The sequence below is a fragment of the uncultured Kiloniella sp. genome, from assembly GCF_937128705.1.
Taxonomy (GTDB): Bacteria; Pseudomonadota; Alphaproteobacteria; order Kiloniellales; family Kiloniellaceae; genus Kiloniella.
Genome location: NZ_CAKZMP010000374.1, coordinates 1 through 13904 on the forward strand (window position 1 = coordinate 1; position 13904 = coordinate 13904).

At 44.6% G+C, this 13904-nt stretch carries 18 protein-coding genes and 1 pseudogene; 11 read left to right on the forward strand and 8 right to left on the reverse strand.

The window, feature by feature from the left end:
• The 4 genes from Q0241_RS19110 to Q0241_RS19125 all read right to left on the reverse strand — a co-directional run.
• On the reverse strand, positions 1–470 hold a 470-nt coding region (locus tag Q0241_RS19110), incomplete at its 3' end, for a hypothetical protein (protein ID WP_299380696.1).
• Positions 471–518: 48 nt separating this feature from the next.
• Positions 519–989 (reverse strand): hypothetical protein, encoded by a 471-nt coding sequence (locus Q0241_RS19115; protein WP_299380697.1) that lies wholly within the window; start codon positions 987–989, stop codon positions 519–521.
• The gene (locus Q0241_RS19120) at positions 990–1313 is read right to left on the reverse strand and encodes a rod-binding protein (protein WP_299380698.1); all 324 of its coding nucleotides are present in this window, start codon (positions 1311–1313) and stop codon (positions 990–992) included.
• Positions 1313–2455 carry a flagellar basal body P-ring protein FlgI gene (locus Q0241_RS19125; RefSeq protein ID WP_299380699.1) on the reverse strand — a complete coding sequence of 381 codons (1143 nt, stop codon included), beginning with the start codon at positions 2453–2455 and terminating at the stop codon, positions 1313–1315. Before Q0241_RS19125 ends, Q0241_RS19120 begins: the two co-directional genes overlap by 1 nt.
• Positions 2456–2717: 262 nt before the next feature.
• Between Q0241_RS19125 and Q0241_RS19130 the strand changes: the two genes are divergently transcribed.
• Positions 2718–3134 (forward strand): flagellar assembly protein FliX, encoded by a 417-nt coding sequence (locus tag Q0241_RS19130; RefSeq protein ID WP_299380700.1) that lies wholly within the window; start codon positions 2718–2720, stop codon positions 3132–3134.
• A gap of 115 nt (positions 3135–3249) precedes the next feature.
• The gene (gene dksA / locus Q0241_RS19135) at positions 3250–3666 is read left to right on the forward strand and encodes an RNA polymerase-binding protein DksA (RefSeq protein WP_046507418.1); all 417 of its coding nucleotides are present in this window, start codon (positions 3250–3252) and stop codon (positions 3664–3666) included.
• Positions 3667–3744: 78 nt separating this feature from the next.
• Here the strand turns inward: dksA and flgH are convergent, their stop codons facing one another.
• Genes flgH through flgF form a run of 4 tightly spaced genes read right to left on the reverse strand, consistent with a single transcriptional unit; the run spans position 3745 to position 7055 of the window.
• On the reverse strand, positions 3745–4497 hold the full coding sequence (gene flgH / locus Q0241_RS19140) for a flagellar basal body L-ring protein FlgH (protein ID WP_299380701.1): 753 nt from the start codon (positions 4495–4497) through the stop codon (positions 3745–3747).
• A gap of 11 nt (positions 4498–4508) precedes the next feature.
• Positions 4509–5504 carry a flagellar basal body P-ring formation chaperone FlgA gene (gene flgA, locus Q0241_RS19145; RefSeq protein ID WP_299380702.1) on the reverse strand — a complete coding sequence of 332 codons (996 nt, stop codon included), beginning with the start codon at positions 5502–5504 and terminating at the stop codon, positions 4509–4511.
• 23 nt (positions 5505–5527) lie between these two features.
• Complete coding sequence (gene flgG / locus Q0241_RS19150; protein WP_047764831.1) at positions 5528–6313, reverse strand: flagellar basal-body rod protein FlgG; 786 nt, start codon at positions 6311–6313, stop codon at positions 5528–5530.
• Positions 6314–6326: 13 nt separating this feature from the next.
• Positions 6327–7055 carry a flagellar basal-body rod protein FlgF gene (gene flgF, locus Q0241_RS19155; protein ID WP_299380703.1) on the reverse strand — a complete coding sequence of 243 codons (729 nt, stop codon included), beginning with the start codon at positions 7053–7055 and terminating at the stop codon, positions 6327–6329.
• Between the two features lie 457 nt (positions 7056–7512).
• On the opposite strand from flgF, the gene Q0241_RS19160 reads away from it, so the two are divergent.
• The 9 genes and pseudogenes from Q0241_RS19160 to Q0241_RS19200 all read left to right on the forward strand — a co-directional run.
• Positions 7513–8037: a flagellar basal body-associated FliL family protein gene (locus tag Q0241_RS19160; RefSeq protein ID WP_299380704.1), complete on the forward strand. Its 525-nt coding sequence runs from the start codon at positions 7513–7515 to the stop codon at positions 8035–8037.
• A gap of 15 nt (positions 8038–8052) precedes the next feature.
• On the forward strand, positions 8053–9141 hold the full coding sequence (fliM, locus tag Q0241_RS19165; RefSeq protein ID WP_047764828.1) for a flagellar motor switch protein FliM: 1089 nt from the start codon (positions 8053–8055) through the stop codon (positions 9139–9141).
• 3 nt (positions 9142–9144) lie between these two features.
• A complete protein-coding gene (locus tag Q0241_RS19170; RefSeq protein ID WP_299380705.1) occupies positions 9145–9630 on the forward strand; it encodes a DUF6468 domain-containing protein in 486 nt (161 codons plus the stop codon).
• A gap of 12 nt (positions 9631–9642) precedes the next feature.
• Positions 9643–10344 carry a hypothetical protein gene (locus tag Q0241_RS19175; RefSeq protein ID WP_299380706.1) on the forward strand — a complete coding sequence of 234 codons (702 nt, stop codon included), beginning with the start codon at positions 9643–9645 and terminating at the stop codon, positions 10342–10344.
• Between the two features lie 240 nt (positions 10345–10584).
• A complete protein-coding gene (locus tag Q0241_RS19180) occupies positions 10585–10974 on the forward strand; it encodes a response regulator (RefSeq protein WP_046507440.1) in 390 nt (129 codons plus the stop codon).
• 12 nt (positions 10975–10986) lie between these two features.
• Positions 10987–11634, forward strand: coding sequence for a protein phosphatase CheZ (locus Q0241_RS19185; RefSeq protein WP_299380707.1), 648 nt, complete (start codon positions 10987–10989; stop codon positions 11632–11634).
• 5 nt (positions 11635–11639) lie between these two features.
• The gene (locus tag Q0241_RS19190; protein WP_299380708.1) at positions 11640–12329 is read left to right on the forward strand and encodes a flagellar motor protein MotB; all 690 of its coding nucleotides are present in this window, start codon (positions 11640–11642) and stop codon (positions 12327–12329) included.
• Positions 12329–13213, forward strand: coding sequence for a flagellar motor protein MotB (locus tag Q0241_RS19195; protein WP_299380709.1), 885 nt, complete (start codon positions 12329–12331; stop codon positions 13211–13213). The genes Q0241_RS19190 and Q0241_RS19195 overlap by 1 nt, the downstream gene beginning before the upstream one ends.
• Positions 13210–13904, forward strand: a pseudogene (locus Q0241_RS19200) (hypothetical protein); the annotation flags it as partial. The gene Q0241_RS19195 and the pseudogene Q0241_RS19200, both read left to right, overlap by 4 nt.

Consider the following 13904-nt stretch of genomic DNA (forward strand, 5'->3'; position numbering starts at 1 on the left):
GCACGCATACGTTCAGCTTGAACAGTATCAGCCATATCACGGATACGTTGCGCTAGAATTGAACCGTTGTTTACCGACGTAAAGTAGTTTGACGAGATCTCTGGGCTGCTTCCCAGGTTTTCAAGAGATGAATTGAATTTATCGATGAGATCGCCAACAGAATTTTTATTGGCCACGGATCCAAACATTTGTTGAATGCGGTTTAGATAGTTACTTTCCGTTTGTATAGAGGCAAGCGTTGTTGTTTCTTCTCTGAAGTCTCTTTGAATCAGCGTGTTGACATTACGCCGGATCGTATCAGCTGTGACACCTGCGCCAAGGCCAGCAATAACCTGAGTTTCCTGTAAGAGAACCTTACGGGTATAGTTCGCATTATTGATATTTGCCAGGTTTGATGATGTGACGGCCAGAGCACTCTGGTTCACTTTCAGTCCTGTCAATGCGTTGTTCATTGCGATGGTTAGCGACATAATGTCCTCAAATCTTATTTCTTTATAATTTTAAGCAACTTTTAGAAATTAGAGACACTGATTCAGGTGCATAGGCGTTGTTGCCTGAGCTGTTTGGGCCTTCTGTGCAGCAAGAACACCTGTTTGTGAGTAGCTTGTACTGCTTTTGATTTTTTGTTCTTGAACGGCCTCGACAACTGCTTGCATCAAGCGTTCGTTGCTTGTTTTTGCAGCAAGGAGGGCTGTCTCGTTTTCGGTCACCGTTGTGTTAAGCAGCTGAATGACATCACGGAGCTCTTCTTTTAGCAGAGGATCTAGGTGTTGCATGAAAGACGGATCTTTCTTCAGCTGGGATGAGCCCTGTTCATAAGCGTTTACGAGCACGAGCTTCTGTTCTTGTAACTCGCTCATTTCTTTGATCTTCATCGCACGGAGAAGATCAATTTCTCGACTCATAACTGAAACAAGGCCTTTAACCGTAGCAATGACACTGTGAACAGTTGTTTCCGGTGCGTTGTGTGTTTTAGGGGCTGTAGTCATTTAAACCTCCTGCAGCTTTATGATTTCGCGATAGACAGCATCGGAGATTCCGACACCACCTGATTCGGCAAGAGATTTTCCGTACTCTTGTACCATGAGAGAACGAAAAATTTTCTCTCCAGAACCGCCACCCATGGGACCATCGGTAGGTAGGCTCTCAAAAATTGGAGTTAACATTTGTGTTAGAAAAACGGCTTCGAAGTCTTTGGCTGTTGCCATTGCTTCGGCTTCGCTTTTTGGTTTCATGCTGGCAAGGGATTGTGCTTTGCCAACAATCGTATCGTTGATTATGTTTTCTGCGTATGTCTGTGTATCTATCAGCATTATAGCAACTCGATATCAGCTTGAAGAGCACCAGCAGCTTTGATGCTTTGTAAGATTGCAATCATGTCTCTGGGGCCAACGCCCAATGCGTTAAGGCCGTTCACGACTTCCTGAAGAGTTACACCTGAAGGAAGAAGGGCAAGACGTTTGTCGCTATCGTCATCAATTTCAATTTCAGTACGGTCAACAACTTCTGTTGTGCCTGTGTTTGAAAAAGCATTCGGCTGGCTGACTTGTGGTGTTTCTGTAATACGGACGGTGAGGTTGCCCTGGGCAATCGCGACGGTACTGATCCGGACATCGTTGCCAATGACAATGACGCCAGATTTTTCATCAATAACGACTTTTGCCGGTGTATCAACGCGCACAGGTAGTTGTTCGATGTCTGTCAGCATTGCAACTGTATTACCTCTGTAGCGTTCTGGAACATCCAGTTGGACGGTAGAGGGATCTGTACTAACAGCGGAATTTCCGCCGAGCTGAGTATTGATAGCTTGTGCAATACGTCTTGCCGTTGTCAGGTCGGGATTTTTAAGGGCGATTTTCACGCTCTGAAGCTCTTTAAGGTCGAAATCGATTTCGCGCTCAACAATTGCACCATTAGAAATCCGTCCCACAGTTGGTACACCGCGGGTAATTGTTTCTGCATTCCCGGCAGCACTGAAGCCGTTTATGGCGATCGGACCTTGGCCCACCGCATAAACTTCGCCGTCAGCACCCATCAGTGGGGTCACGAGTAATGTACCGCCCTGAAGGCTTTCGGCTGTTCCAATAGCAGAGACAGTTAAATCAATGCGTGTGCCTTGGCGGGCGAAAGGGGGAAGGTTTGCTGTGATCATCACAGCGGCAACATTATCGGTATCAAGATTGTTGTCTCTTGCATTAACGCCTAAGCGCTGTAACACACCGATAAGGCTTTCACGGGTAAAGACGGCATCGTCAATGTCGTCACCTGTTCCGTTAAGACCGACGACCAATCCATACCCTACTAAAAGGTTGTCGCGAATGCCTTCAAAGTTGGCAATATCCTTAATCCGTGACTGGGCAGAGGCATCTGAAACTTGAACAGCAAATGATACAAGTAACGCACCAAGAAGGACCGTTGCTCTGTATAAGATGTTTATATGTTGTACTAAGCTCATTATTCTACCCATTGTTTGGTTGGCCTTTGTTACGACTTTGAAAACCAACGCGATGTTCACTGTACCTTATGCGAATTTCGTGCCAATATGATGGGGGCTTGACGATTGGCGTGAAACTGCCAATTTATAAGGAATAATTTTGCTTCTGATTGAGAGCTGGGTAACAATGGTGCTATTGATCTGGTAAAACTTGCCCATAAGAAGACAAAATTTATCGAGGCTCTAACATTCACCCGTAGTCAGATTAGGTAATAGGCTTGAAATGAAGATTAGAACGGGATCATCCGTCACACCTGCAGCAGGTTCGAAGTCAAAACGTAAGGCTTCCGGTGTTGGAGGGAGCTTTAGTGATGCTTTGGAATCTGGTGCAGGAGATTCCGTCTCTGATACAGGTGGCGTATCCGCTGCTGGCGGTGTGAGCGGTCTGCTTTCAATTCAGGAAGTTCCTGATGCATTGACAGGTAAGCAGAAGGCGAAAAAACAAGCCGAAGATATCTTGGATGAGTTGGAAGAATTACGTCTTGGTTTGTTATTTGGCTCTATACCAGTCTGGCGTCTGGAAAAAATCGAATCGCTCGTTGCTCAACGTAGAGAGCAAATTAATGACCCTCGACTCCTTGAGATCTTGAACGAGGTTGAGGTTCGTGCTGCTGTTGAGCTCGCTAAATTAGGGCGATAATCCTCTGTTTTTAATCGTATAAATAGAAAATAGCGTTAATTCTTCATGACAAACTTGTCGTGGCAGGGAAATTCCCTATACTGCACGCCAAAATTGCCAATTTATGGGGGTTGCCATGACTATTCCTCTTCCAATTGATTATCGTCCGCAAGAAGACGAAGAGTTTATGAATCCAGTCATGCTGGAGTTCTTTAAGCATAAACTGTTGGCTTGGAGAGAAGAACTACTCGCTGAATCATCTGCTACGTTGCAGACGCTCCAGAATGAAACTTTACAAGAACCAGATCTTGCAGATCGTGCTTCATCTGAAACTGAACGTGCTTTGGAATTACGTACGAGAGATCGTGAACGTAAGCTTATCGGGAAAATTGATGAAGCCCTTCGTCGTATTGACGAGAATGAATATGGGTTTTGCGAAATTACGGGTGATCCTATTAGCATTAAACGCCTCGAGGCTCGTCCAATTGCAACCATGACACTTGAAGCTCAAGAACAACATGAGCGGATGGAAAAGGTTCATAGGGACGACTAGTTTTTTTGAAACTGAAATGAAAAAGGGCCGATGAAATTGATTTTTCATCGGCCCTTTTGATTTTATTATTCCTGTATCTTAGAACGGGAATATTATGTCATATAGCTGCTGCCCGTAACGTGGTTGTTGTACGTCGCTTAACTGTCCACGTCCTCCGTAAGCTATGCGTGCCTCTGCGATTTGATCGTAGCTGATTGTGTTTGTGGATGTGATATCTTCTGGTCTAATCATCCCTGTAACCATAAGCTCCCTGACTTCGTAGTTAACACGAACTTCTTGTCGCCCAGAAATGATAAGATTTCCGTTTGGCATAACCTGTGTGACCAAGGCAGCAACACGTAAGTTGATTTCTTCTTCTCGGTCCACTGATCCAACACCTTTTGAGGCACTTGTGCTCTCGCCATCAACAAGGGTAGCCGGGTTAAGGTTGTCGTTAAAAATACGACCCAACTCTGTTTCGTAACCAAGGAAGCTGTTTAAGCCTGCGCCTTCTGCATTGGCTCGCGTTCTTTCTGTGGTGTTCGAAACGGCGGCTTTATCATCAATCTGGATAACGACTGTAAGCAGATCGCCGATTTCATCCGCGCGCTGATCTTTTAAGAAGGCTCTTGACCCCGGACGCCACAAGGAATTGGCTTGTCTTGTCGCAACTTGCGGTGCCGGCATTGGCAAGGAAATCGGTTGAGGCGGGGCCGGGTTTTCTATTTTGCTGAGTTTGGGAACTTCGCCAATTTCAGAAATACGAGATATCGCATTACAGGCAGTCAGAGAAAAGCCCAGGACGCCAGCTATTAGGTATCTGCTTATATTGGATGTCAGTAAAGTTTTCATCGCTGAGCTCCTTAGTTAGTACCGACAATGGTTTTGTTTACAAGTGAGACTGTGACAAGTCCTGCACCTGTAACCGTACCATGGACGATTGTGTTTGATTGAGTGTTAAGCAAGCGGATTACTTCGCCGATGGCTCCATTTTCAAGGGCTCTACCTTGGGTGCGAAGATTTAGAGAACCGCTTTGTAGTAACATTGTTACCAGGCCATTTTTGGTGACGGCTTTAGGGGTGTCGACGTCATTGGTCCGGATAATGGCTTGATCTTTGAGTGTTTGTTTGGGGGTCATTCCAATTAGATTATCAATATCCGTAATAGCATTTTTACTGAGTTTTGACTCTTTGACCGCGACCCACTGAATATCTTGTGCCTGAATAATATCGCCTTTTGACAGGCGGCGTTTGAGTACGGGGACATTCACCATTTCGATCAGATAGCCAGATAGGGTTTTATTGATGATTGGGCGTCCTTCGGCAGGAATGACAATTTGTGCCGTGAAACGATTGCGTCCAGGTCTATAGCTGATATTTTCTACACGGAGTGTTGGCTCAATTTCAGCTGGAATTTTCAGATCGCGATCTTTTCGGTCAAACTCAATTTTCTTGTTATCTACCAGCCCTCTTTCCAGCAAGGCAGTTTCAACGCTGTCGCGTATATCCGTCGCATTAATTATTTGGCTTGCCCGTGTGACCATGGCTGTATCCAAATGCGTGCTTGGTTGCCAATCTAGTTCATTCTTTTGGGCAAGAGCCCACAGCCATCTTGCTGAAAGCTCAACATCTTTGCCAAGAGCCGGGGACCGTGCGATTGCGGTTCTGTTTTCTGTATCCGTGCCAGAAAAAATATCATCCAGATAAACAATATCACCTTCAATCACGATATCCTTGTTCAGATTTATGATTGATGGAACTGAATTTACATTTACCTCGGCAAAACTTGCCCCAACAAAACCAACCTGGGCAGTGAGGGATAGGCCTGTTGCAAATAGTAATTTCTTAAATAGATGCATTGTTCTTCTCCGTCTGATCTCAATTATCTCAAGTTCGCAACAGAACGCATCATTTCATCGGATGCTGTTAGGATTTTTGAGTTCATTTCGTAAGCACGTTGCGCTGTGATCAGATTTGTTATCTCTGAAACGGCATTGACGTTTGATGTCTCTAGTGCGCCCTGAAGGATGCTACCAAAGCCTGTTGAATTTGGAGAACCATTTGTTGGGGCGCCAGACGCTGGTGTTTCCAGAAAGTAGTTATCCCCAATCGCTTCCAGTCCGGCTTCATTGGGAAAAATTGCAAGATCAAATTGTCCAGCCAATGCGGCATTAACCTGGCCGTCAAGTTTCACATAAACTTCGCCAGCAGAGTTGATCGAGATTGATACTGCGTTTGTTGGGACATTAATGCCCGGCTGTACGGTGTAACCATCCGGGGTGACAATATCACCAGTCGGGGAAAGCTGAAGTGCACCAGCACGTGTGTATCCGGTTTCTCCGCTCGGTAGCTCTACGTTGAAATAACCTTCACCGTTAATGGCAACATCAAGCGAGTTATCGGTGATGTTCATTTCACCCTGACTAGTAATGCGATAGGTCGCTGATGGTTTAACGCCTAGTCCGAGCTGGATGCCTGTTGGAACGACAGTACCTGTATCGGATGAGTTTGTTCCCACACGACGCAGGTTCTGATAAAGTAAATCGCTGAATTCTGCACGCTGACGCTTAAAGCCTGTGGTGTTGAGGTTGGCAATGTTATTGGAAATAACTTCAACATTAAGCTGTTGGGCCAGCATTCCAGTTGCACCGATGTTTAATGATCTCATTTTACGGCTCCTGTTAAACTTTTAAACTGGCCAGCGACTGAATGGCTTTAAGCTGGCGGTCATGTTCTTGTTTGATAAATTTAGCCATTGATGTATAGCTGCGTGTTGTGTCAATCATCCGGGTCATTTCAATGACGCCTTGAACGTTAGAGCCTTCGATTGCTCCTTGGATGATTTCACCTGTTACCTGATCAATTGGCTCTTGATTGTCTGCAGTGCTGAAAACGCTTCCTGCTTCTTTTACGAGAAGTTGCTCGTCCTCAAAATCAACCGTTTTAAGGCGGCCTGCCGTTCCAGCGCTAGATGAGATTGTTCCATCCCTAGTGATTGTTATATCTGTTGCTGTTGCCGGGATTGAAATTGGGGCATCACCATCACCAAGGACGAGATATCCTTCTGTTGTGATGAGCTCACCATCTGGGCTTAGTTTAAAAGAACCGTTTCTTGTGTAACGGTCTTCACCATCGACTTCTACGGTAAAGTAGCCTTTTCCAGAGATGGCAACATCCAAAGGGTTGTTTGTTGTATGAAGCTGCCCTTCGGCGAGGTTCCTGACCAATCTTAGATCTTGTGTGAAGCTAAGGTTTTCACCAGTTTTGGTGTCTTTCAGATACTCAACAAACATCATGCCTTCGTTCTTGTAGGCATTGGTGTTCATGTTCGCAACATTGTTGGCAATGATCGCCATTTCTCTACCGAGGGCCATTTGCCTTGAAAGGGCTATGTAACTGGGGTTTTCCATCCTGGATATTCCTTGCCATCATGTGTTCGTCCTAATCAATGCATGATGTGTGCCAATTGTGTAATGCCTTGAGCAGCAAGGGAAACGAAGTTGGTAAGTGTCAGCTCGGTAGCTTTTGTTGGTTAACAATTTCCGGTATGGGGAAACATTTACCGCCAACAGGGTAAACTATGTTATTCTTTATAGGTGTTATGGGCTTGGGGATGAGAGGGATGGTGAATTGGTTAAATATTTATGCGGTGAAGTTCCTGATAGGGCGTTATCTGGTCTTGGGCAGATATTAACACTTTTCGATTAAGCTGCTTTCAGATACAAATTATTTAGATGAAGAGTTTATTGGTAAGGGCGATGTTTTCCCTGATAAGTATTTGATTTAACGTCTATACTACTTAACGACTTTTTAACCATCTTGACCCCTTATTAATGGGGTATTTTAATTGGAGGCTTATATCAGCATATGACTGATGAATCTGTTGGTGAAGAAGAACTGGAAGTTGAAGCGCGCCCCAAAGGTGGGATGTCGGGAAAGAAACTCGTTCTTTTTTTCATACTGCCTTTATTACTCATTCTTATTGCAGGCGCTGGCGCTTACTTCACAGGTATGCTTGATTCTTTGCTTGGCAAAGAAGAAGTGGTTGAAGAAGAGGTCGTTGAGGAAGTTATTCCCGCTCATGGACCCGCAGCCTTTTATGATGTGCCAGAGTTATTGGTGAATTTGAATTCCACTGGCAATAAAAAGCATTTCTTGAAGATTACGATTAGTCTAGAGCTTGAAGCGCAAACGGACATTCCGGGTATTGAAGCCGTGATGCCAAGAATTGTTGATAACTTCCAAGTTTATTTAAGAGAGCTCAGAATTGAAGATTTGAGTGGGTCGGCTGGTATCCAGCGTTTGAGAGAAGAATTATTACTTCGGGTGAACGCAGCAGCTGCTCCTATAAAGGTGAAAGATGTATTGTTTCAGGAAATGCTGGTACAGTAACCTGTAAGGTAAGAAATGGCTGACGAAACGGAAGAAGAAGTCGATCAGGAAGCCATGATGGCCGAATGGGAGGCCATGGCGGATGACGACGCGGATGAGGCAGATGACGTTTTCGACGAAGTCGACGACGGCCCTGGTGGTACGCGTGTTCTGGATCAAAGTGAAATTGATAGCCTGTTAGGTGTTGATGCCGGGGATGATGACGGCGGGGACAATTCGGGCATTCAGGCAATTCTCAACTCTGCTTTGGTGTCTTACGAACGCCTTCCAATGTTGGATATTGTTTTTGATCGCTTGGTCAGAATGATGTCGACATCATTACGTAACTTTACTTCCGATAACGTTGAAGTGAGTTTAGATAATATCACCTCTGCACGATTTGGTGATTATCTCAATTCAATTCCTCTGCCTGCTATGCTGACGGTCTTTAAGGCAGAAGAGTGGGATAACTACGGTTTGATGACCGTTGATTCTGCATTGATATATTCGATTGTTGATGTGTTACTTGGCGGACGTCGTGGAACGGCTGCTATGCGTATTGAGGGGCGACCTTATACGACGATCGAACGTAACCTTATTCAAAGATTAGCGCATGTTGTGCTGGCTGATCTATCCAGTGCGTTCGATCCACTTTCTCCGGTCACTTTTAGATTTGATCGCTTGGAAACCAATCCCCGCTTTGCGACGATTGCACGTCATGAGAATGCTGCGATTGTGATCACTCTACGTGTGGACATGGAGGATCGGGGCGGGCGTGTCGAACTGCTCATTCCTTATGCAACGCTTGAGCCTGTGCGCGAATTGTTACTCCAGATGTTTATGGGGGAAAAATTCGGGCGCGATTCTATTTGGGAAGGGCATTTGACTGCTGAACTATGGCAGACAGACGTTTCCATTTTGGCCGTATTAGAGCAAGTAAATATCTCTCTTGGTGATGTGATGAACTGGAAAGTTGGTGATACAATGGATCTGACCGTTTCCCCAGAATCACTTGTAGAGCTGAGATGCGGAGATGTTTCAATGTTCAAAGGGAACATGGGACGGAAAAGCGGAAATATTGCAGTCAAAATTGCCAATAAAATTGTTCGTGATGATGGCGAATAGATTATGTTAGATTTATCGAATATAGAGCTTGGATTTAATATTCTTGTTGCGATCCTTTTGGTTGCGACGATTGCCTATGCGGTAATTTTAAATAAAAAATTGGATGCTTTGCGTGAAGCCAAGGCCGAAATGGAGGGCTTGATACTTTCCTTTTCAGAGACAACGGCTAAAGCGGAAAGAAGTCTTGCTGAATTCAAAGCACATGCATCGGATACTGGTTCTGGATTGAAAGAGAACACTGCCAAAGCAGATGGAATTTTGTCTGACTTAAGTTATTTGGTGGACCGGGCCGAGGTTGTTGCGGACCGTTTGGAAGAAGATCTTGGTCTGGCACGACAAAAATCCCCAGAGACAGTTTTACCGAAGGGCGTTAAGCCTGGAGAAGTTAAAAAAGACAAGAAACAAGTCCCCGATAAAGAAGCTGTAGCTAAAAGAGATCTCTCTCCCGCTGCGGAAGACCTTCTGAAAACCCTAAAGGGCATGCGTTAAGGAGAATATGCTATGCGTTTGCTTCCGATATTAATTGCAGTGTCTTCGTTGACTTTGATCGTTAAGGCCGGGGGGGTCTGGGAAGGATTTAATCAATCAGGTGAAGCGTTTGCGCAAGCTACTCCAGAAGCCGAAGAAGCAGTAGAGAATGAAGCTAAGGCAGAAGCCCCTGAGGTAAATGGTGATGAAGAGGCTGCTGAGGGAGCTGAGCCAAAGGACGCGCCTGAAACCGCTTCGGTTGACGAAGATGCGAAGGGGGTTCCCGTTGTCCAAGGTATTGAAGCCGATCCCTTTTCGATGACGGATGAAGAGATAGAATTGTTACAATCCTTGTCTGCCCGAAGAGAGCAACTTGAAACACGTGAGCGGGATGTCGAGCAAAGAGAAACGCTTTTGCTTGCCGCAGAGCGCAGAATTGATGAGAAAATTTCCGAGCTTGGCAAACTTCAAAATACGATCGAGGGCCTGATTGTCAAACATGACGAGCAGAGCGAAAAGCAGATGCTCAGTCTTGTTAAAATATATGAAAGCATGAAGCCCAAGGATGCTGCCCGAATTTTTGAAGAGTTGGATATGATTGTTCTGCTTGGTGTTGTTGAGCGGATGAAAGAAAGAAAGACAGCTCCGATTCTGGCGAGTATGGACCCAAAAAGAGCAAAAGAAATTACACTGGAGTTAGCGCAAAGACGTGAATTACCATTATCAAAAGAATAATCGAATCCTCTTTGATAATTATGGTTAATTTTTCCGGCTAGCTGTTCAAATTTCTAAATCAGCCCTGTATCCATTGAGATACGGGGCTTTTATTTTGGTAAAGTTACAACTTTTTTTAAAATAAAAGTCTAAGATCTTGAAAAGCTGTGGTTTGTTTACACTGCGTTAATTGTATGCTGATAGCTTAAAATCACAATTTAAGCGAATGTGTGTGCAAGAGAGATAGTTAAGGAGTTGCTGATGTCGGATGTCGACATGAATATGCCAATCCTCATCGTGGATGATTATAAAACCATGTTGCGTATTGTGCGCAATTTGCTCAAGCAGCTAGGCTTCAACAATGTTGATGAAGCAACAGATGGCAGCAGTGCGTTACAAAAATTGCGCGGTAAGCAATATAGTCTGGTTATTTCTGATTGGAACATGGAGCCGATGAGCGGTCTTCAGTTGCTAAAAGAATGCCGTGCAGATGCCCATCTGAAGGACTTGTCTTTCATTATGGTTACTGCTGAAAGTAAAACAGAAAACGTAATTGCGGCGAAACAGGCGGGTGTGAACAATTATATTGTGAAACCGTTCAACGCTGCGACCCTTAAAAAGAAGTTGATTGCGGTGCTTGGAAACTTCTAAGAGGTTGATGTTATGACCAACCCGGTCAGAGAAGAGTTACTTGATAAACTAAAGGCTTTTGACAGTAATGCACAGGATGCAGATCTTGAAGCATTGGTGGATAGCTTGTTGCAGAACTTTGGTGAAGATGCGATTGAAACCAATCACAAGCTTTTGGCTGAGATTGGCTCTGTCGCGAGTTATATTCACGATATGAAGACGCAATTGGCTTCTTTGAGGCCCGATGAAATCAAGAGCGATTTTCTTCCGACCGCAGCGGATGAGCTGGATGCGATTGTGGGGGCAACTGAACAGGCCACCCACAACATCCTTTCCGCGATGGAGACACTCGAAGAAGTTGCTGGAAACCTTGAAGCTGATGCTTCGGATAAAGTGAATGATGCTGTAACTCAGGTCTATGAAGCCTGTAGCTTTCAGGATATCACTGGTCAACGAATTTCAAGAGTAGTCAATGCGTTACAGCATGTAGAAATAAAAGTCGATAAACTGCTCAATGCTTTCGGTGGAGAGGAGTTTGTTCCAGAAAACGCAACTGCAAAATCGACGCCGAAACGTGCAGATGGGGTTGAAAGACCCGATGAAGATTTGCTCAATGGGCCGCAGCTGCCAGGCGAGGGTGTCAGTCAAGATGACATCGATGCATTAATGGGATTTGATTAGTTGTTATGCTCGGCCCTTTGTTTCGCAGACGCCAGGATGATGGTGATCGGAATTATGTCGCCTTATTAAGCCTTAAGCTCTTGCTTTTGGCTTTTTTCATTATGCTAAACGCAATTTCTTCATACGAAGAAGAAAAAGCCAGAGCTGTTCTCGAATCTGTTAATAATACATTCCGTGGTGATGCCAGCCATATGGAGCGGCATGCCTCTTTTGATCAAGCATTAGATAACCTTGATGATCAAACAGATCTAGTTACTGAAATCGAACGATTGTTTGAAACAACTATCCCCGCTGTGGAAAGAGAGCAGGGAAGTACCCAAAATTTTCTACGCCTTAAATTACCTGTTGAAGCTTTGTTCTACCGTGATGAAGTTGAACTTGCTTCCGGGCGCGAACTTTTGCTGAAGCGGTTAGCGGCATCTCTGCAAAAGGTTGATGTTGAGGGTGGTTACTATGAGTTTGAATTTCTTTATGGTACGTCGGCACGTCAGGACGAGGGGCAAAAAAGCCTTCTTGATTTGATGTTAAGACGGCTGGAAGTTGTTGCGATTGGCGTCCTGGATGCAGGTATTCCAAAAGATAGACTAGTCGTCGGTTTGCAACCTGATCGACCTGGATATGTCTTTGTTGTGATTCGATTGTACGATCAAGCGCCACCTAATATTACCTTTAGCTCTTATCGAGAGGAAAGGTAATGGCTGGGAAGGGAAAAAAGAATAACAACGCCCGGGGTGAAAAACGGAAGAAGGCGCGTGCAGATAAGATTTATGAAGAGGGTAAAGAGAGTTTCAATACAGAACAGGCTGAGACGCGCTCTGACAAGAACGAAATCACTGATATTCCAAAGTCAAATCTTTTTGCCAACAGAAGGCAGAATGAACAGGCTGTAGTCGTGAATTATGGTTCAAGTTGGATGGTAACGTTTACAGACCTTGTCGCGTTGATGCTGACCTTTTTTGTTTTGTTATATTCTATGTCTGTGATGGAAGAGAAACAATGGCGGAACTTGGTTGATTCCCTTGCAAGTAACCTCAAAATTGAGGGGGTGATTGCCGAGCCGAAACCTGCAAAAAGTTTAACAATGGAGCCCGTTGACTTCATACCGGGAGAGGACCTAGATTATTTACAGGCATTGTTATCTGAAAAATTCAAGTCTGATTCAGATTTATCCCAAGCTGTTTTGACAAGATTGGATGATCGTGTCGTGGTTTCTGTGCCTGGTGATTTATTGTTTTCAACGGGTGCCATAGAGCCAATGGAAGAGGCACAGCCTGTTTTAAGGCGTTTAGGGCGAATTTTTCAAAATATAAGCAACAAAATCGAGATTGCGGGACACGCTGATCCTGCAGTTCCCTCGGGCGAACAAAAATACCAAACTAATTGGCCTTTATCTGTGGCCCGAGCTAACTATGTTGCTGGTTTATTAGAAAAATCTGGATATAGGGGAACAATTTTATCGCGCGGGTATGGTGATTCGCGTTATGATGAGATAACCGATAGGTTATCCGAAGACCAAAGGGAAAAGCTCGCGCGTCGTGTTGATATTATTGTGCATTCCTATGCAGGAGAAAATGGGTGATTAAAGCGCTATGCCAAATAGTTATGGCAGGGGCGCTTTTGTTGTTTTTTTCTTCAGCTCCTCATGCCCAGGAAATTCCTGTAAGGACAGGTATTCACCCCGGGTATGGCCGCATTGTTTTTGATTGGCCTGAACAGGTTTCTCATAATGCGAGAATAGATCAACGTCAGCTAATTGTTGAGTTTGGTAAGGCAGGTGATTATCAGTTGGATAATATCCGCCAGGGCGTAAAGGGCTATACAGGACGGCCCACAATAGACCCCACTAAAAAAATTCTGACCTTTCCATTGCTTGATGATTTTTCTTTAAAAACGTTTACTGCAGGCCCTAAGGTTATTGTCGATCTGCAGGTTGATATAGACGCAACGAATAGTACGGATGTGGCTACAAAATCGGATAGCCAACCTGTATCTGGGGTTGGGTTTAGGTTTGCTGAGCACCCGGATTATAACAGGCTTGTTTTTGATTGGCCTGAAAAAGTGAAAGGGGCAATTTCTCAGGCTGGTGACAAGTTAATTGTTCGCTTTGATCAAGGGGCGTCAGTTGATCTTGGGAAACTTAATAAACAAAAAATGCCGTTTGTCACAAACGGTCGTGTTATTGCCAGTACACCAAAGCTAACTGTTGAATTTGGCCTTGTTCCAGAGGCGCAAGCCCGTATTTTTAATGTCGGATCAAAGTCTGTTATTGA